This window comes from Amycolatopsis taiwanensis DSM 45107 (assembly GCF_000519205.1).
Taxonomy (GTDB): domain Bacteria; phylum Actinomycetota; class Actinomycetes; order Mycobacteriales; family Pseudonocardiaceae; genus Amycolatopsis_E; species Amycolatopsis_E taiwanensis.
Genome location: NZ_JAFB01000003.1, coordinates 110,959 through 128,600 on the forward strand (window position 1 = coordinate 110,959; position 17,642 = coordinate 128,600).

The window sequence follows — 17,642 nt, forward strand, 5'->3', positions numbered from 1 at the left end:
CAACCCACGCCATGCCACCTCGATGTTGGCCTTGTTCGCCCGCCACTACACCGACCACCGGTCACATCAAGCGCTGAGCCAGCAGCCGCGCTACCACGATGCCAGTGCGGTCGTCCCGCTGGACCAGCCGATCCGTCGCCATCACGTGCTCGGCGGCGTGCTCAACGGGTACCGCCGAGCCGCCGTCCCGTCAGCGGAGCAGGCGCATGGCGAGCACGGTTCCATCCTGGTGAACCGACACCGGGCCGTCCCACCGGCCGTCCCAGGAATTACTGGGCCAAGCGGAGCGGCGCTCGTAGATCTCGCGGCGGTACTGCTCCACTTGTCCGGCAGCCAAAAGGTCGAACAGGTCCTTCGCTACGCCGGAGAAGGCCTCAACGCGGGTCCTGTTCAGCCGGAAGACGTGGTCGGTGCCGACAAAACGAATGCCGAAGAGGAGGTGGTCGGCATCCTGCACGCTACCGGCGGCCGCGTGCGCAAAGCCCGTGAAGCGCTTCTTCCCTTGACGCTCGGTCAAGTACTGAGTGGTCGCTTCCCCGTCGCCGGCGAAGGCCGTCAGTCCAGCGGCAGCCGTGCGCGCGAGCACCTGCCCGAACCATTCGTACCGTTCCGGCGTGACGTGGTAGCCGGTGACCGAGGAAGGGGGCTTGTCGCCCTCGGCGGGCAGTCGGATTTCGGGGAAGTGATTCGCATCGCTAAGCCGGACATCCAGACCACCACCCCCGGCGTGGGGCTTGCTCAGCCAGCCGCCGCGTCCTTCTGCACAGAGTGCGTAGACGATGACATGACCGTCCGGGGGTAGTTCGGTGCTGAAGATCAAGGCAGGGGTCTCGTTCCAGGGCCCGATGTGCACCGTTTCCACGTGAGCTGATGCGGAGGCTAGTTGGCCGTAGGAGTGCGTGGCGTTGCTGTGGTTGCCCTTGCAGGCGATCGGGAGTGCTAGGGAAGGCTCTCCCGGCTTCCAAAGTTCGGCGAAGAACTGCGGGCGGTAGATACCTCGTGGGCTCCAGCCAGCGCGCAACGTCGTGTCCCCGGGCACGATCGAGACGACGCGGTCCGGATAGCGCTGCGCCAAGACCCGCTGTGCCGCTACCAGGCCGAAGCCGATGCCGAGCTCGCTCGACTGGAGGGCCTTGTAGTGGTCAGCCGTCACCTTGCCCTCAGCGGACAGCTTCATGAAGGAACCGGTGTCGCCGGTCAGTGCCTGACTGTACTTCAGCGCGCCCCAGTGCTCGGCGAGTCCACGCGCGGCTCCTCGACTCGACAGCGCGGTGGCTCGGCCGAGTACATGCAGCACGTCCCAGGGCGTCAGCTGAACAGATCGCTCTCCCCACGCGGAAACGGGCCGGAGTTCGGGCTTCCGCCGCAGGACGTTGTCCTCGTCCTTCGACTTTTTCTTGTCAGCCTGCTCCTTCGCACGGTTCTCGTCGTACTTCGCTGCGGCGTCGGTCACGGCGCCAACCAGCCCGAGATCCGAGCGGAAGGAGATGTTCGAGTATTAGGCGAGCTCCCCCAGCACCTCTTCTGCCGACTTCCACACCATTCCCCCTATGGGCCCACTGCGCGGACTGCACTCGGTACTTCGTGATCGACACCGACGTATAACGTTACGTTTTCAAGCGCACGCGCGCTTCCGCACAACGAGTGATATGGGTCGAGGATCTTGGTTGTCCACGGTGATGTGGTGCAGGCCGGCTCAACGTGCCAATGTCCTGCTTCGAAGGGCGCGGATCGCCGTGTTCGTGGATGGCTGCTGGCACTCGTGCCCGGAACACGCCAACTTGCCGAGGAACGAATTGCGCGCGATCTCCGCCGTGCTCAGGTCCGAACGTCGTTCCAGCACGGTCATCGCCGTGTACTGCAACGGCGTGATCGCGACGGGCCGAAGCACTTCGTCGGGAGGACCCCCACGGCTAGTTCCAGCTGTTTGATTAGGCACAGCCTTCATTTTGTTCGTCGCGACCGAACGCCGCTCGTCGGCGCCGCTGCTCAGACTGGATCTGTTCGCAACGTCTGTCGTTAGTGGACGGGCGCGGCGATCAGTACTCGGCGCCCGCTTGCACCAGCGCCGCGATCCGGCTGTCGCGCGTGCATTGCAGGTACGTGGTGAGCAGCGGGAGCGGTGTCCTGATCGCCCCGGGCGATAGCGTCGGAGATCTCATCGTGGTGTCGTGAAAAGGTTCGGCGCTTCGGCCAGTAACCGGGGTCTCGTAGGGCGCGAGCTGGCCGGCGAGCCGTTCCAGGAGTTCGCGAGCTTGCGGAGGATCACGAGCAGTTCCGGGGTGCGGTTCGCCTCATCCGCGAAGTTTCCCATCAGCACCATGGCGCCGGGTTGAAATACGCGGGATCCAGGCGACGGACGGCCTCGACGAAGACTTCCCGCGTCTCCGTCCGGCTCAGGTCGAGGGGCGTAGGTGTGACAACGCCACCGTCGTCGCCTTCGATCCGATACTGAAGTCAGACCGCCTGACCAGGGGCGTATCGATATCAGTCCACGCACTGCCCTGCCGGACGCGCACCGGATGCACAAACTTCGTCGACGTCCACGCACCATCCGGGTGCGCCGCCGTCTGTGAGGTCTCACTGGTAGCCGACGCCACCCGCCCGCTCGCGCGCTGGGACGTCGCTCAGGCGTGCGGAGAGATGGGACTGTAATACGTTCGCGGTTGATCCGTCCGGTGATTGTGATCGACCCTGGCGTGCCTGTTGGTCTACCTGGGTGGTCGCCCGTGGTGTTGTGTCATGCATCGGCCTTCCTTGCGTCACGTAGTTGGCAGCTGGTGACGTAAGGGCGGTGGAAATGGGGAGTCCTGATCTTCTCCGCGGGTGGGGCCAGGGCACCCGTCAGAGGCTTGCGCACCGTTCGCAGCGACGGGTGGGTGGTGGGCTCAGGTTCGCGTTCTACGGTCGGACGTCAACGGTGGAGCATCAGGATCCGGTGAGTTCCGCTGCGTGGCAGCGCGAGGCAGCCGAGGTATTGGTCGCCGGACGCGGTGTGATCGTGGCGGAGTATTTCGATGCTGGGTGTTCGCGGCGGTTGCCGTGGCGCGACCGGCCGGAGGCAGCGTCACTGCTGGCGGCTCTTCTTGATCCGGATCGTAGCTTCGATGCGATCGTGGTGGGAGAGTACGAGCGTGCCTTTGCCGCGGACCAGTTCGAGCAACTGACCCCGATACTCAACAAGCACGGGGTGCAGGTCTGGATACCGGAGGCCGGCGGGCCGGTCGAGGTGGGTAGTCCCCTGCACCGGATGCTCATGACCGTGCTCGGCGCACAATCGCAACGGGAGGTGCTGCGGGCTCGGCACAGGACGTTAGCAGCGATGCGCGCCCAGGTAAGCAGGCAGGGCCGCTACTTGGGAGGGCGTCCGCCTTACGGGTACCGCCTGGTCGATGCGGGGCCGCATCCGAACCAGACGCACGCTGGCTGGGGGCGTCGACTTCAGCGGCTGGATCCGGATCCGGTGACGGCACCGCATGTGAAATGGATCTTCGCGGAACGGCTTACTGGCCGGAGCGCCGCGGGTATTGCTCGCGAGCTGAATGAGCGAGGCGTCCCGTGCCCGTCCGCAGTCGATCCGGCCCGGAATCGGCATCGTTCCGGCCGGACGTGGTCGCTCCGCACGGTTGTCGAGATCCTTCGGAATCCGCGGTACACCGGTCGAGAGGTCTGGGACCGCATCACCGGCCGTAACCTGCGAAATCCGGAGTCGCCCCGTGGCATGTTGACAATCGCGGCTGAACCCTCGCATCCAGCGCTGGTGAGCGAGCGGGATTTCATCGCCGTGCAGGCTGTTCGGGTCACCAGGACGGCGTCTGACGGCACGAGACGCGTCTACCGGTTGTCGGGTCTGGTGCGCTGCGGGTCCTGCGGACGTCGGATGGACTCGCACTGGGTGAACGGTCGCCCAGGCTACCGCTGCCGGCATGGGTACACGAGCGCCCAACCCCGACCAGCCACGGGCTTGAAGAACCTCTATCTACGAGAAGACGACCTCCTCGCACGGATTTCCGCAGGCTTGATCGCCCAAGGCGGTCCGGCCCATGATGTTGCCGCGTACTTGCGCGCGCAGAACTTGATGATCAACTGCAACGCTGAGACGCTCACGCTGCGACCCGTGGGAGATCGGCAAATAGGACTGCCCCACGACTGATCGAGAGTTGATCGTCCATGGGGCAGTGATGTGTCCGAGACGGAGTTGCGCACTAACCACCCGTCTTCGACTGCCCATGTGAGGCGCGCGAGGGCGCAGCTATGACCGGCTCGGCGTCGCCCGCCGCAGCCAGGACCCGTGCCCAGGTGTCCTCGGCGCGCTGCGTTCCGGGATCGAACCGGCAACCCGACGTGCCGACGGCGCCAGTCGGGCGGGGAGCGTTTCATGTTCGCCCCTTGAAGCATGAGGGGCGAGCGGTCTTCTAAAGTCGAGCTAGTGGCAGGTAAACGAGTCAGATACAGCGGTCGCTACGCGTCTTTCCATGTCGAGGGCATAGGTGATGCACTCCTCATGGACCGTGGGCATGCGTTCGCTTCCCTTGAAGTTCTCGGCCCTGCAAGCGTTACTTCCTTGCATGCGGCGATGAAGGAGGTCTGTAAGGACTATGACTACAGCAACGATGACGCTCGGTTGCAGGACTTACCGCTATTTGCCGTTACCTGGTCGACTGATAGCACAGCGGAGTTTGACGACGACACGTCCCTGGCCGAACCTGTCAGCCTCTCGCTAATGCGTGACGGCAACTTGTTAGTTGAGTTGTGCGTCGGGGTCGGACCGGCCCCACGGACAGGAGAGGACCGCTGGTCGGAGGGGGCGCGTCTTCTCGACAGTTGGCTTCAGGCGCGTGGTGGGAAGCTGGTCAACTTCGAGCCGGGAGACTTCGGGTTTCGCTGGTACTGGAAGGTTTACTTCTCGGTCCCGCTCCGGGGAAAGACGGTTACCGACGTGCACCTCATTGGAGCTGATGCGATCCGCGTTCTAGAGACGCATGCTGAGGGAGAAGTAACACTGGATTCCCTCCGTGCCCTCCTTCGCAGTGGCCATGCGGAAGCGATCGTAGGTATGCCGGAGGGACAATTACTCGAAGCCAAGCGGCATCTTCACCTCGAAGATGAAAAGAGTCGACTCGAACTTGCCAAGGATGTCTCGGCCATCGCCAATTCGCCTACCGGCGGCCTTCTTGTCGTGGGGCTCGCGACCCGTCGCGAGTCGGGACGAGACGTTGTCTCTACTGTGCACCCGTTTCGCGATACGGGGCAGGCACGGCGGGTACGTTCCGTGCTTGATCGACTTATATACCCACCAATCGACCGTTTGGATGTTTCACTAGTCCCGGCAGGCGGTTCCTACTCGCCAGAAGAACACCTGCTGGTTGTCATCGTTCGGCCCCAGCCTCCCGAGTTGACCCCCTTCATTGTGACCGGCGTCGTAGTCGATCAACGCGTATTTGGTAGTTACATCGGGCTATTCGAAAGGCGAGGTGAAGACACGGTCGCTTCGACAGCGGCATCCATCCATGCAGGGCTGTCTGCTGGCCTCGCGCTACTTCGTGGCCGGCCAGCGCAGCAGTAGAGTCGCCTATTTTCTTGTTTGTGCCATGAGGTTGCTGCCAGGGCCGTCTCCGAAATTGGCGGCCCTGGTACAGTGTGGAGTGACGAGATCACCCATAGTTCCACTGACCTCAGCGAGCGTTGCCGCCGTCGGACCGACTACTGTGATCCATTGGCGATACACCTAACGTCGCGCGAGATCGGCGTGGTGTCCGATATGTTGCGCTCCGTGCCGCCTGTCCCGGAACGGTGGATCGTGGCTACTTATAGGCATTGATGGTATTTCGCACGGCTGGCGGCAACGAAACCGGGACGGCAGATCCAGCCAGAAATGGAATACAGCTAACGTTCTCCGCCATCACGTCAACGGCCGCAGCAACATCAGCGCCCGTCAGTTCAGAGAGCAGCCTCATCAACGCATCACGCACATAAAATCGGTTATGCGAGTTGCCAAGAACTAGCAGTTTTCTAACACACGTAGATTTAGCCTTCAGGTCCCGTAGATGAGGATAGGCGGCTACAAAGAAGTCTGCGATTACATCACAGAATGAGAAGGGGAAATTCCCTTCCGTTACATCGTCAAACAAGTACACCAGCTTGTCGACCGAGTCACTGGCATTGCGCTCCTTCACTGCCTGGAATACTCGACTATTGAAGAGGCTCATTAATTCAAGTAGCAGATGTTCGTCCGAGGAGTTTGCAAGCAAATCTGCATAGAGCTTACTTGCGTCGTCGGAGTGTACGCCCGACTTAATGTTCAGAATATATTGCTCACACGAAAATTTAACGTTTCTGAAGGGATCTGCGTCAACGCCAGACACAAGTGAATTCAACTCGGCCTTCATGCTAGAGACCGAGTAGAAACGTCGGGAGCGATCGTTGTCCGTGGCTTTATCAATAATGTATCTAAACCGCTCCGGGATCGTCATTAGATCTAGATTTGGGAACGGATCATCGCCCGTAAGACAGAAGTAGAATATCTTACCTAGTGCGAAGACATCGGCGGTTTCGCCGATTCGATGAGCGTCCTTAAATTGCTCTGGCGCGGTGTATGCGATCGAGCCAAGACCTGTTCGAGTTCGGGTAATAGTAGTACTCTGAGAGTATTTGTCGAGGCAAAGCCCGAAATCAGCAACTACCCACTGTCCCAGACTAAAAGGGTCGCTTTGCAGAAATAATACATTGGCGGGCTTCAGGTCACGATGGAGGATCCCTTCACTGTGTGCGTACTCGATTGCATCCATAACAGAAAGCATGACCTCGACAGCTACCGACTCTTCAAACTTTCCTATTTCTCGCACTCGCCGATCAAGGGAATATTGGGCCACCGGCATGACATACCACGGCGGCCTCACGGTGAAATTGAACCCAATGACTGGCATTATGCCGCTGTGGATCAGCCTACTTTGAGTCCTCACCTCACGCTCAAAGCGTGAGATATACTCAGCATCGACAGTCGAATTGCCAGTTAGTAGCAGCTTCTTGGCAATGAATAACTTTTGAGATTCTGTCTCTTGTACCCGCCACAGTTCCCCCTGTCCCTCAGTCGTCAAATGCTCGACAAATCGGTACCTCGTCATAGCCTCCCCTAGCAAGGTCGAGCGGTGTCATACCCACGTCGAACCACCGCGCTGGGTCGTTACAACTCACTGCCAGCGTTCGCCGTGCACGCTCGACGCTACCCGATGCCGCCGTGACTTCTCACGGTGCAGCGACTGAACCCGGAAAAGATCTAAAAGGCGAGGTCAGGGCAATTCTGCCGATCCGCTCACCGCCACAACCGAAGTTCGAACCCTCACCTACGACACAGGCGCACCCGAGCATGGGCCTGCGGGCACAGCTACCGTCGATCTGTGCGATGATCAAGGTTGCAAGGCTGGCTCGCGATGCAGGGATGCGCTGTCGCCCTAGTCAAGGTACGAATTTGCGCATAAAGTGCCAAAGCTGTCGACACGGTGGGGAGGCGAACTGATTCGTGTGGTCGGTATAATACGAAGTATGAACCAGTATAATAGCAGTGATGAGTTAGAGGATTTACCTCGATATCTTCAACGTTATCTGAAGACTCGGCATGCTCATATGGTGTTCCAGGGCGAGGAGGAAAAGGCATCGTTTTTGTCTTTTGCATTGGAGCAGCGCCAAGAGGTCGGCCTGCGATATCTTCGCGAAACTGCTGAACGTCTCAAGCTTCGCACCTTTCCCCTAGAAGAGTTACTTGAGACTCTGGGTCGCATTGAGCAGTGTAGCGAGCCGTCTCTTTTGGTTGGAGAGCTTGTCAAGCGAATAGAGGAATGTTCACAGGAAGAGGTTGACAAAATCGCAAATACGCTAATGATCTTGGATACGGGCGATTATACCCCTGCTGGACGGTTAGTGATTGATCGTGCAGTGCAGAGGATTGTCCCGAAGCTCAATTCAGTGTCCAGTCGTGAGCTTGCCGTGAAGCTTGTTGTTAGTAAACGGGTAAATCGCAGGCGGGCTGCGTACAAATTTTTCAGATTGCGGGGACTGGATGACAGATCACGCGCATTGCTTGTGAGTCAGTTAGACCACGATGCTCTGGAAGCCCCTGATCTCGTCGCGTGCGATACAGAATTGGTGCAACAGTTGGGACTGGGGCGAGTGTTGGATATGGCATCGAGTACCTACTACCGTATGCGAGCCATCCAATGCGCCATGGAGTTTCAGCCGCCGAGTGAGATTATGTTAGCTTGTAGTGAATATCCACAGGAGATTGTGTGGGCAGTCTTTGAAAAGCACCAAAAGGAGTATCTACCGTACATGATGAGGTTGCTTGATGAGTATAGATCGGATGCGTACCTTTTGAATAGAATTCTAGGCTGCATCGGTAAGATCGGTGGTAGTGATGAAATTATAGAAGCCCTCGAAACCGTTACTGGAAAGTTGGATAACGCGGTCGGTCTTGAGTGTTCTTAAAGTTCGTAGTGCGTTCTCTCGCTAGAACTAGACTCTGGGACTATGGGTTAGACGTGACCACTCCGGCAGGTGCCCTTACGGAGCATTTCGGCAGAAGTTGCCTCGTCGACGATTCGATTTCGTGGAAAAATCACCGCTCGTAAGGGTTGCGCGTACCTCGCTCGTGTATGGTGAGCACGAAGGTTCCTTTGGAACGAAGCGTGTAAACAAGTCCTTGTCGCCGTAGTTCCTCTGTTGCTCGTCGGGCGGTGGCAAGCGCAACACCATACTCGTCTGCGAGGCGGCGTTCTGCTGGTAGTGGTTTGTTCGGTGGGATTTCGCCTGTGATGATCATGCGCGCGAGGTGGTCGGCAAGCAGTTCGTATCGGTAGCGCAGAGGGTTGCCGTTGGGATCGAACTTGCGTGAGTTCCATCCCTGCGTTCCAGCGGTAGTCAAGTCCGTCGCGGACGCAACTTGACAGTTCGGCTCGGCGGGTGACGAACTGTTGTCGTGCGGCCTGACGTTTTTCGACGGATCGCCATCTTTAATTTGATGGAGAACAGGGCTGCTTTCGGGCTGCAAGAGTTCTTGGTAGTGGATTGGGCGGGACGCCCGGCTTACGCATACCTCGCATGGCATCCCGGTTATCTCGTTGAGGGCTTCGAGATCTATCGGGTTGAAGCGCTTGTTGCACAGGGCAATCACGTGGCCGTTCGCGGCTCGGTGGTGGTGTGCGTCGAAGAGGTGGACCATTCGCTCTCGTTCGCCGACCGTTCCTTGCCGGGGACGGGCCATCACAAGCGTCGTCATCGAAGAAGCTCCCGCGTCGTGGGTGGGTATGGGTGGTGAAGACGGAGATCAGCTTTCCGACGACCGACGGCAGTGGGGATGACATGAGTAGGCCATGGTCGGGCCGTATGGCGGCAGGCCGCGGTGAGGGACGAGACGCGACGGCAGGACCAGGTTCGGAGCGTTCAGCAGTGGGCCGGCGCTGTCCGGCCCGTCCCGCTGTGGCTGATTCGGGACAGGTTGCTTGGGACGGATGAATAGACCACTGACCTGGGAGATCACGCCTCGGTAGAGCATGGGACGACCTACGGGAGGCTGTCCCGTGCGTCCCGTAAATGTGTCCAGGCACCTATACAGCGGACGCTCGTCAGGACGGACAGAGAGTTGGTGTTCTGTCTTTGTCCTCGGCCGCTGGTTCAGTAGGTGACGTGTGACACACTGAAATCATGTCCGTTTCAGCGCGTGAACAGCTCGACCGGCCGACGAGCCACTATCGCACCGTGCTTGAGCAAAAGATCAGGGAGCGGCGGCTGACGCTCGAAGAGTTCGTCGAGTTCGCCGAGGTCTTCGCACGTGAGCATGGGGAGCGCGGCACCTTGAGCCTTCGCCACCTGAAACGGTTGGTTGCGGCTCGCGGGGAGAACGGTGCGCCGTTGGGTCCGCTTCGCCCGGCGACTGCGCGACTGCTCGAAAAGATCTTCGGTCTCGCCGTAGACGATCTTTTGAAGCCTCCTGAGGAGTCCGCCGGGGGGCAGGTCGAGGCCGGGCGAGCTTCGGTAGCACGTCCTGTAGGCCGGTCGAGGGAGGTGGAGAGGGCTCAGCCTGCCGTGGCGCTGGCGTCCGCTTTCGAGTGGTTGGACAAGCGTGCGGGGTGGATTCCGGACACCGCTCGGCGGAAGGTCAGCGCGCGGGCGGCGAAGCTGGACACGGGTAACACGCTCGATCGGCGGGCTCGGCGTGCCCGCGTCGACCGTGGTCAGGTTGCGCGTGCCCTGCTGAACTACTACGGCGATCGGTTACCAGGACACGACCCGTATCGCGTGCGGTGCGACGGTCGACTGATGTCGATGAGTGTGGTCACCCGGCGCGGCTGGCTCGATGTAGCGAGCCCGCTTGATGCCGAGCATGAGCGGTTGGAGTTGGTCAGCACGGAGCACGGTGGCGAGGTGCTTGACGACATCGGGGCGCGGCGGGCCGTGGACCGGCTTGCCGAGGCGGTCGCATTGGGCGTGCGGGTGACCGACTCCCAGGTCTACCGGCTGCTGGAAGTCGGTGTGGAGCATGGCTCACTGTCGGGGGCGCTCGGCGTCGCGCCGTTCATCGAGTACGCGCTGACGGCCGACCTGCTCGAAGGCGAGTTGGTCGATGCATTGGCCACGGTCGGCGAGGCTCGGCGTGACGAGTTGCCGCTACGCGGGCGGTACCTGCCGGATCTGAAGTCGGTTTTCGACGTCTCGGGACGGTTGTGCGCCGGGGGCGCGCTGGCCCTGTGTGCGGTTGCCCGGCCGACTGACCCGTACCGGGGCAAGGCCGATTACGCGATTCTGGTGCAAGAGCGGTCCGGGAGCGTGCTGAACTCGGCGGGGCGGTTGTCGGTGATTCCGAAGGCGTTCCATCAGCCGTTGAAGGATGTTCGCGCGGACGTGTCGATCCGGTCGACGTTGCTGCGGGAGATGGAAGAGGAGTTGTTCGGCCGTAGCGAGGTGGACAGCACGCTCGGCGGGCAGCGCGCGGCGGCGCCGATGCATCCGCATCGATTGTCCGAACCGATGCGGTGGCTGATGGAAGAGCCCGACCGGCTGAGGATCGAGTGCACGGGGTTCGGGCTCAATCTGGTCAGCGGAAACTACGAGTTCGCCGGGCTCATCGTGATCGAGGACGAGGAGTTTTGGCCGCTCTACGGCGGCCACGTCGAGGCCAACTGGGAGTCAGCCGGACTGCGGGTTTACTCCAGTTTGGATCGTGAGCTGACAAACCAGACGATCACGGATGAAACCTGGAGTAACGAAGGGCTTTTCGCGTTGTTGCAAGGGTTTCGACGACTCGCGGAGATCGGCGGGGAGCGCGTTAACCTGCCGGTCGTCGAACTGGATGCCGAGTCATGCCGATGACGGCCACCGGACGGTGATCACGACGGCATCCGTGATCGCTTCCCATGAGTGGTCGATGCCCGGCCCCCACATGACGTAATCGCCTTGCCGCTGCATGGTGACGCTGCCCTCGGTGAGGTCGATCCGGAACGTGCCTTCGACGAGCAGGACGAGAGTCGTCCGCTGGTCGTCGGACGTCCAGTCGGGGCGCTTGTCTCCGGCCGGATGGATGCCCCACTTGACCTCAACATCCTTCGTAGAGCGGACATCCTCGGGCGGGTTGATGAAGTGGCCGACGAGCCACCCGCGCGTGTCTAGGCCGTCGTCTGCGGCGTTGCCGCTGTGCCACTGGGCACCCACTACGAAATCTCCCATTCGATCGAAGGCAGGTTCACCCGGTCCCCGCCGATCCGTTCGAGCCGCCGCAAGCCCTGGAGCAGCGCGAACAGTCCTTCGTTGCTCCACGCTACATCGCTGATCAACTCGGTCAGCAGAGGCCGGTCAAGGGTCGAGTACTGGCGAAGCGTTGAGGACTCCCAGTTGGCCTCGATCACGCCGCCGTACCGCGTCCAGAACTGGTCATCGTCAATGACGATGAGCCCGGGGAACTCGTAGTTGCCGCTGACCAGATTCAGTCCGAACCCTGTGCACTCGATCCTCAGCTGGCCGGGCTCCTCCATGAGCCATCGCATCGGCTCGGACAGGCGGCTCGGGTGCATCGGGTCGGCAACGCGCTGGTCGGACACGGTGTTGTCGATGTCGTCGCGGCCAAACAGCTCTTCTTCCATCTCGCGCCGGAGCGTCGCGCCGATCCGGGCATCCGCGCGATAGTCGGTCAGCGGTTGGTGGAAGCCCTTCGGGATGACGGCCAGTTGGCGCGCGGCGTTGACGACGTGGGCGGAGCGTTCCTGCACCAGGAGCACGTAATCGGCCGGTCCGCGGAACGGGTCGGCCGGGCGGGCGATGGCGCAGAGGGCGAGGGTTCCCCCGGCACAGAGTCGGTTGGAGACGTCGAGGACGGCCGAGACGTCGGGTAAGTGCCGGTCGCGGAGCGGGGACGAGCCGGGTTCGGGGAGCTGGCCGGCGGCGAGGGCGTCGACCAACTCTCCTTCGAGCAGGTCCATGGTCAGCGCGTACGTGATGAAGCGGCTGATGCCGAGGGAACCGCTGATCGTGCCGTGGCCGACGTCGATACCGGTGAGCCGGTACAGCGGCATGTCCACAAGCCGGGTTCCCAGGGCGAGAGTTTCGGCGAGGCGCTGAGCAGCGCGTCCGGCGGCTTGCTCGTCGAGGGTGCGGTCTTGCTCTACGGCGCCAGAAAGCGTGAGGCCGTCGTGACCGGCGATCAGCGGGCAGTCGAGGTCCAGCCATTCGGGCCGCGTGAGGATGCTGGTTACGGTGTCGGGTCCGACGTGGCGGGCGGTGTAGTAGCCGAAACCGTCCGGGCGGTCTGAGTAGTACTGCCGGAGAGCGTCCGCGACTTGGCGTTGATTGACTCGGCTTCGGCGGGCTGCGCGGTCCTTGAGTGCATGCACGTCGAGGCTGGCGAGCCTTGAGGCAACGTCGCGCCGGGCGGTTCCGGCGGGCCAGCCGGTGTGTTTGTCGATCCAATCAAGCGCGGCGCTGATGTTCGGATCAGCGCTGAGCCGCTGTTCGGCGTCGATGGCCTTGGCGTCCTGCGCTGGAGGTTCGGCGTTACCGACGAGCGCGGCGAAACGCTCTTTCACGGCGGCTGGAGCCTGCTCGAAAGTGGTGTCGAGAAGCTGTTGCATCTCGGATTTCGGGCGCAGCGTCGGCTTTTGGTGCCACGCGGCGACGGTGCGCACGCCGATTCCCAGGCGTTCGGCGAAGGATTCGTTACTCAGGCGCAAAGCGGCTTGCAGCGCGCATGCCGTTTCGCCAGTCCAGCCAGTTACCGGATTCATCTCGTCATGGCCTCCGAAACGGCGTTATGCATTGGACCTGCACTAGTCATGCACGCGATGCGCACTGATGATGCATGGGTTCCGACCGGAATTCGCAGTGGAATTGTCGGTATGGAAAAGCTCGGAAAGCACGAGGCGCTACCGCTTCCGGCGGACATGCTCGATCACCGTCGCGAGGTCGGCTTTCAGGTCGTCGAGGCGGTCGGTGATCTCGTCCATGCGGCGTTCGAGAGCGTCCAGCCTGGACCACAGCGTGTCGCCGCGGTCAGTCACTGGCTCGTCCGGCGCCGGCGGCTTACGGCCGTGCAGGACGGCGTCGAGGTGCTGCGGATGCCAACCGAGGGCGACGGACAGGGATTCCAGGGTTCGGGGGCTGCGGCGCCGCTCGATGACGTGGTGCTGGATTTCGCGGACGACGGCCTGCGAGACATTCGAACGCTTGGCAAGCTCGCGCTGAAGCCATCCAAGCTCGTTCACGCGCTCGTTGATGGCCTTGGCGACTGCCGCCCAATCCTCCGACATCCATTCCTCCGCGCTCCGCCTCGCCGACGAGGTTAGCGGTTCCGCTCCATAGCGCGGCACGACGCGGCGGCTTAGCCCTCGCGCTCGACCAAACACCCCCTTCTCGAAGCTGAAATCAACAACCTCTTATTGAAATCAACAAACAAGGGACTTTCACCATGAGTACATCCATGTCCAAAAACAGGCGACCCGCGTACTACACGGTTCGGGAAACGGCCTGGATTCTCGGCATCGAACAGTCGCGCGTCTCCCGCGCGATCCGGCTCGGCGAGCTGCGCGCCGTAGCGCGCAACGGGCGTGTTCTGGTGTCGGGCAACGTGCTTGCGCGGCTTCTCGGCGAGCCGGGCGACAGCGGTTCCGGGGGTGCGCAGTGACCTCGGAAGACATTCGTTTGATCGGCATTGCGTGGCGGTTGGACCGGCTGCGGTGGGTGCCGACCAGAGTGCTCGACCAGATCGTCAAGCGCGACGGGTCGTGCTTCTGGATGTGCTGCGACGGCGAGCCGCCGCAACTGGTCGGCATCGACACGCCGGACCGGGAGTTGGCCGCTCGGTTGTGCGCGGGGTGCCGAGTGCCGGAAGAGTGTCTGGAGCTGGAGTTGCGCACGGCCGGCGAACTGACGGTGGGCGTGTGGGGCGCAATGCCGGAGGACGACCGCCGGGCGCTTTATCCGCACTGGCTGAGGCGTGGCGAGCGCGCTGGAGGGCCGAGGCCATGACCGCAATCAGTTTGACGCCGGTTCAGGTCATGGCTGGTGTGGGTGTGCTGTTCGTCCTGGCGTCCGTGTGGCGGGCCGGTGCTCGTCGGGCAAAGGCGACGGCCGAGGCGGCTCGGTCCGGGGCGCGGATGGTGTCGCTGGCGGGGCGTGTGCTGTTCACGGCGGGACTGATCGTCGGCGTTCAGTGGGTGGTGATCACTCGTGCGGGTGGCGGCTGGCTGCTGCTGGCGGTGCTCGGCGTGCCAGCGCTGTTCGCCTCCTACACCTTGACCCGCGCGTTGACGGTGACCACGTACGACGCGCCCCGTCGCCGGGGTGGTCGCCGATGACCGGGCGAGCTAAGAGCGCGCGGCCGGGTGGGGCCGAGCCCATCGAGCGGGTCGCGGTACAGGTGGATCGGTTGTGCTGGACTGGGATTCTGCTCGGGCTGGCGTTCACGATGACCAATGTCCAGCAGTTCGCGGCGGCTGGCTCCCGACCGTGGTCGCTGCCGTGGTGGGGGGCGTGGCTGCTCGACCCGATGGTGTCGCTGGTGCTGCTGGCGATCCTGCGGGCCGAACAGGTCACCGCCCGGCACGGCGTACGGACCGGCGGGTGGGTGCGTGGCGCGAAGTGGTTCACGCTCGGAGCCACGTACGTCATGAACACATGGGAGGCATACGCCAACCGCTCCCCCGCACTGGTCGTTCTTCACTCGGTGCCGCCGCTGGTCGTGTTTGTCGCTGCCGAGGCGGTGACCGATCTTCGAGACAAACTCGGGGAGGCTGTCTCGGCGGCGTTCACGAACGCACCCGAGACAACTCGGCGAACGTCCTTTTCGGACTACCTCGCCGTGGCGCGTGCGGCCTACACACAGGGCACGACGGTGACGCCGGCTTGGGTGCGTGAGGTGACCGGCTGCTCGCGTGGTTTGTCATCTCGATTGGCCGCTGAGCTGCGGGCCGAGACGGAGGTGCGGCCGTGAACGCTTCTGAAGACGGTGTGAACCCTGCCGTGAACGGTGCGCTTCCGGTAACCGCAACGAGTCGGGATGTCGAGCCAGCCGAACCTGTGTATGACGCCGAACTGGTCGACGATTGGCCGGTGGCTCGGCGGCGGACGTTCCGTCAGAGGCTGGCGCGGTCTTGGCAGCGTTCGAAGTTCGTGCCGGTCGCGTTCAAGACGCGGCAGGCGCTGGAGCAAAGCGTCCGGGATGCGCTCGCGTGGTTGCTGCGGTCACCGTTCGGGTTCATGGGTGCGGTTGGCCGGGGAGTCGTTGTCATGGTTCGCGCGTGGCGTCGGTGGGTGCGAGTGCATGACTACCGGGAGGCGGCCGAGCAGTCCGAGAAACTGGCCGACAAGTTCGTCGAGATTCGCGCCTTGACGCTGTTCCGGTGGAAGGTCAGCGGGGCCGTTGTCGTGACCGTGGCCGCTGTGTTGCTGGTCGCGGATCTCGTGTACGGCGATCTCGTCTTGTGGATCACGGCGGGTGTCGGCTCGGTGGTCCTGGCGGTGGCTGGTCGACGGAAGGACGGCGCACCAGGGCGTAAGGCGGTGCTGGCCGGTCCACGGACACTCACCTGGACCATGGACCCGCAGGTGCTGGTGGACGCGTTCCGGGACGCGAAGCTGATCGGCAAGGACGAAACGCTGCGCCTGGTCGAGCGAGCGGCGCGGATCGGCGACGGGTGGGCGGTCACGGTCGACCTACCGGCGACGCGCAAGGCGGCGGACGTGATCAAGCATCGGGACGCGCTTGCGTCGGCGCTGGCGGTCGGCAACTGATCGTCGAGCGTGTACGCGGCCGAGGCGGTCATGCCGGGCGGGTGTTCCTGTGGGTGGCCGATGAGGACCCGTACGCCGGTCCGCCGTTGCGGACGCCGCTGCTCGATGTCGAGTGGTGGGACGCGTGGCGGCCGGTGCCGTTCGGCCGGGACGCGCGTCAGCGCCGGATCGACCTGCCATTGGTGTGGACCTCACTGCTCGTGGGTGCGATTCCTCGCCAGGGGAAGACGATGGCGGCTCGGCTTGCGGCGGGCGGGCTGATCCTCGATCCACACACGCGGCTGTATGTGTTCGATGGCAAGGGCGGTAAGGACTGGAAGGCCGTCGAGGACGTGGCTCACCGGTTCGTCTGCGGTGACGGCGTGGAGCACGCCGAGGCTGTACGTGACTACCTGGTCGAGTTGGTCGCGGAAGTTCAGGCGCGATACGCGCGCATGGCTGAGCTGGATGACGAAGTGTGTCCGGAGTCGAAGATCACGCCGGCCATCTCGCGCGATCCTGTACTGAACATGCCGATTACGGCAGTGATCATCGACGAGGTTCAGGTCTTTCTGGAGAACCCGACCAAGGTGTTGGTGGGCGGGAAAAAGACCACGCTCGGCGAGTACATTGTGGACCTGCTCGCGTACCTCGCTCGGAAGGGGCCGGCGGCCGGGATAGTGGTCATTCTGGCCACACAACGGCCGGACTCGCAGACGATCCCCTCGCGTCTGCGGTCGGTGCTGGGGTCGCGGTTCGCGTTGCGGGTGATGGACTGGCGGGACTCGAACATCGTGCTCGGCGAGCAGATGAACACCCGGGGATTCGACGCGTCGGCGTTGCTGCCGAACCACAAGGGCGTAGGCATCCTCCGACCGGACGGTGACACGGACGCCGGGGCCGAGTCGCTGGCCATGACGGTGTGGACCTACTACATGGCCAACCCCGATTGGCAAGCGATCTGTGCGCGAGGCCGCGCGCTGCGGGAGGCGGCCGGAACCCTGTCCGGTCACGCGGCCGGCGATGACACGACACGCGCGATCGACTCGGCGGCCGTCGTGAAGGCACTCGGCCCGGGCAGCGGCGACGCTCGGCAGGTGGAACTGCCGGAACCATTGGCGGCCGTGGTGCGGCATCTCGGCGACGGGATCGGCGAACGGGAGTTCGTGCCCACAGCCGAACTGGTCGAGACGCTGGAGATCGAACCGAGCACGTTCGCGCGGCAGATGGGCGAGTTGGGATGTCGCCCGGTCCGCCAATATGTCCCGACCGAGGACGGCGAGGCCCGGCGAGTACGCGGCTACCTCACGGCCGACCTTCGGGCCGCGATCAAGCAGGTAGATGACGAAATCAACAGCACGGCGGACGCGGAGGCCGACCAGCCGTGAGCAGCC

The 17,642-nt window shown here is 62.8% G+C and carries 15 protein-coding genes and 1 pseudogene; 9 read left to right on the plus strand and 7 right to left on the minus strand.

Going from position 1 to position 17,642, the window contains the following annotated elements; genetic code table 11:
• Window positions 1-190 precede the first annotated feature (190 nt).
• Window positions 191-1,453 carry a hypothetical protein gene (locus tag A3CU_RS42905; protein WP_245616832.1) on the minus strand — a complete coding sequence of 421 codons (1,263 nt, stop codon included), beginning with the start codon at window positions 1,451-1,453 and terminating at the stop codon, window positions 191-193.
• A gap of 586 nt (window positions 1,454-2,039) precedes the next feature.
• Entirely contained in the window at window positions 2,040-2,162 is a 123-nt protein-coding gene (locus A3CU_RS55040) for a hypothetical protein (RefSeq protein WP_281174070.1), read from the minus strand.
• A gap of 713 nt (window positions 2,163-2,875) precedes the next feature.
• On the opposite strand from A3CU_RS55040, the gene A3CU_RS42910 reads away from it, so the two are divergent.
• Both A3CU_RS42910 and A3CU_RS52100 read left to right on the plus strand, forming a co-directional pair.
• On the plus strand, window positions 2,876-4,153 hold the full coding sequence (locus A3CU_RS42910) for a recombinase family protein (protein ID WP_052371343.1): 1,278 nt from the start codon (window positions 2,876-2,878) through the stop codon (window positions 4,151-4,153).
• A gap of 351 nt (window positions 4,154-4,504) precedes the next feature.
• On the plus strand, window positions 4,505-5,566 hold the full coding sequence (locus A3CU_RS52100; RefSeq protein ID WP_156960178.1) for an AlbA family DNA-binding domain-containing protein: 1,062 nt from the start codon (window positions 4,505-4,507) through the stop codon (window positions 5,564-5,566).
• Window positions 5,567-5,804: 238 nt separating this feature from the next.
• Here A3CU_RS52100 and A3CU_RS50785 read toward each other — a convergent pair whose 3' ends face one another.
• Complete coding sequence (locus A3CU_RS50785; RefSeq protein ID WP_084143014.1) at window positions 5,805-7,124, minus strand: serine/threonine-protein kinase; 1,320 nt, start codon at window positions 7,122-7,124, stop codon at window positions 5,805-5,807.
• Window positions 7,125-7,542: 418 nt separating this feature from the next.
• On the opposite strand from A3CU_RS50785, the gene A3CU_RS52105 reads away from it, so the two are divergent.
• Window positions 7,543-8,481 (plus strand): hypothetical protein, encoded by a 939-nt coding sequence (locus A3CU_RS52105; protein WP_156960179.1) that lies wholly within the window; start codon window positions 7,543-7,545, stop codon window positions 8,479-8,481.
• A gap of 130 nt (window positions 8,482-8,611) precedes the next feature.
• On the opposite strand, the gene A3CU_RS55370 is transcribed toward A3CU_RS52105, so the two are convergent.
• Window positions 8,612-9,271 carry a winged helix-turn-helix domain-containing protein gene (locus A3CU_RS55370; RefSeq protein WP_342668876.1) on the minus strand — a complete coding sequence of 220 codons (660 nt, stop codon included), beginning with the start codon at window positions 9,269-9,271 and terminating at the stop codon, window positions 8,612-8,614.
• 425 nt (window positions 9,272-9,696) lie between these two features.
• Here A3CU_RS55370 and A3CU_RS42915 point away from each other — a divergent pair, with 425 nt between their 5' ends.
• Complete coding sequence (locus tag A3CU_RS42915; RefSeq protein ID WP_156960180.1) at window positions 9,697-11,361, plus strand: transcriptional regulator; 1,665 nt, start codon at window positions 9,697-9,699, stop codon at window positions 11,359-11,361.
• On the opposite strand, the gene A3CU_RS0100555 is transcribed toward A3CU_RS42915, so the two are convergent.
• The 3 genes from A3CU_RS0100555 to A3CU_RS0100565 all read right to left on the minus strand — a co-directional run bounded on the left by A3CU_RS0100555 (window position 11,350) and on the right by A3CU_RS0100565 (window position 13,787).
• The gene (locus tag A3CU_RS0100555; protein WP_084143015.1) at window positions 11,350-11,715 is read right to left on the minus strand and encodes a signal peptidase I; all 366 of its coding nucleotides are present in this window, start codon (window positions 11,713-11,715) and stop codon (window positions 11,350-11,352) included. The two genes, A3CU_RS42915 and A3CU_RS0100555, sit on opposite strands and share 12 nt — an antisense overlap.
• Window positions 11,700-13,166 carry a transcriptional regulator gene (locus tag A3CU_RS0100560; RefSeq protein ID WP_425388207.1) on the minus strand — a complete coding sequence of 489 codons (1,467 nt, stop codon included), beginning with the start codon at window positions 13,164-13,166 and terminating at the stop codon, window positions 11,700-11,702. The genes A3CU_RS0100555 and A3CU_RS0100560 overlap by 16 nt, the downstream gene beginning before the upstream one ends.
• Window positions 13,167-13,403: 237 nt before the next feature.
• Window positions 13,404-13,787, minus strand: a complete 384-nt coding sequence (locus A3CU_RS0100565) for a major capsid protein (RefSeq protein WP_027940608.1) — start codon at window positions 13,785-13,787, stop codon at window positions 13,404-13,406.
• Between the two features lie 158 nt (window positions 13,788-13,945).
• Here A3CU_RS0100565 and A3CU_RS42920 point away from each other — a divergent pair, with 158 nt between their 5' ends.
• The 5 genes and pseudogenes from A3CU_RS42920 to A3CU_RS42930 all read left to right on the plus strand — a co-directional run bounded on the left by A3CU_RS42920 (window position 13,946) and on the right by A3CU_RS42930 (window position 17,636).
• Window positions 13,946-14,161 (plus strand): MerR family transcriptional regulator, encoded by a 216-nt coding sequence (locus A3CU_RS42920; protein WP_169739572.1) that lies wholly within the window; start codon window positions 13,946-13,948, stop codon window positions 14,159-14,161.
• Complete coding sequence (locus A3CU_RS0100575) at window positions 14,158-14,505, plus strand: WhiB family transcriptional regulator (protein ID WP_027940609.1); 348 nt, start codon at window positions 14,158-14,160, stop codon at window positions 14,503-14,505. The genes A3CU_RS42920 and A3CU_RS0100575 overlap by 4 nt, the downstream gene beginning before the upstream one ends.
• Window positions 14,502-14,834 carry a hypothetical protein gene (locus A3CU_RS0100580; protein WP_027940610.1) on the plus strand — a complete coding sequence of 111 codons (333 nt, stop codon included), beginning with the start codon at window positions 14,502-14,504 and terminating at the stop codon, window positions 14,832-14,834. Before A3CU_RS0100575 ends, A3CU_RS0100580 begins: the two co-directional genes overlap by 4 nt.
• Window positions 14,831-15,469 (plus strand): hypothetical protein, encoded by a 639-nt coding sequence (locus A3CU_RS42925; RefSeq protein WP_245616834.1) that lies wholly within the window; start codon window positions 14,831-14,833, stop codon window positions 15,467-15,469. Before A3CU_RS0100580 ends, A3CU_RS42925 begins: the two co-directional genes overlap by 4 nt.
• A gap of 17 nt (window positions 15,470-15,486) precedes the next feature.
• Window positions 15,487-17,636: pseudogene (locus A3CU_RS42930) on the plus strand (FtsK/SpoIIIE domain-containing protein).
• Window positions 17,637-17,642: the final 6 nt, after the last annotated feature.

Coding starts and splice junctions, on each gene's coding strand:
- A3CU_RS55040 (WP_281174070.1), bottom strand. CDS start 2,162: ATGAGATCTCCGACGCTATCGCCCGGGGCGATCAGGACACCGCTCCCG.
- A3CU_RS52100 (WP_156960178.1), top strand. CDS start 4,505: ATGGACCGTGGGCATGCGTTCGCTTCCCTTGAAGTTCTCGGCCCTGCA.
- A3CU_RS50785 (WP_084143014.1), bottom strand. CDS start 7,124: ATGACGAGGTACCGATTTGTCGAGCATTTGACGACTGAGGGACAGGGG.
- A3CU_RS52105 (WP_156960179.1), top strand. CDS start 7,543: ATGAACCAGTATAATAGCAGTGATGAGTTAGAGGATTTACCTCGATAT.
- A3CU_RS55370 (WP_342668876.1), bottom strand. CDS start 9,271: ATGACGACGCTTGTGATGGCCCGTCCCCGGCAAGGAACGGTCGGCGAA.
- A3CU_RS42915 (WP_156960180.1), top strand. CDS start 9,697: ATGTCCGTTTCAGCGCGTGAACAGCTCGACCGGCCGACGAGCCACTAT.
- A3CU_RS0100555 (WP_084143015.1), bottom strand. CDS start 11,715: ATGGGAGATTTCGTAGTGGGTGCCCAGTGGCACAGCGGCAACGCCGCA.
- A3CU_RS0100565 (WP_027940608.1), bottom strand. CDS start 13,787: ATGTCGGAGGATTGGGCGGCAGTCGCCAAGGCCATCAACGAGCGCGTG.
- A3CU_RS42920 (WP_169739572.1), top strand. CDS start 13,946: ATGAGTACATCCATGTCCAAAAACAGGCGACCCGCGTACTACACGGTT.
- A3CU_RS0100580 (WP_027940610.1), top strand. CDS start 14,502: ATGACCGCAATCAGTTTGACGCCGGTTCAGGTCATGGCTGGTGTGGGT.
- A3CU_RS42925 (WP_245616834.1), top strand. CDS start 14,831: ATGACCGGGCGAGCTAAGAGCGCGCGGCCGGGTGGGGCCGAGCCCATC.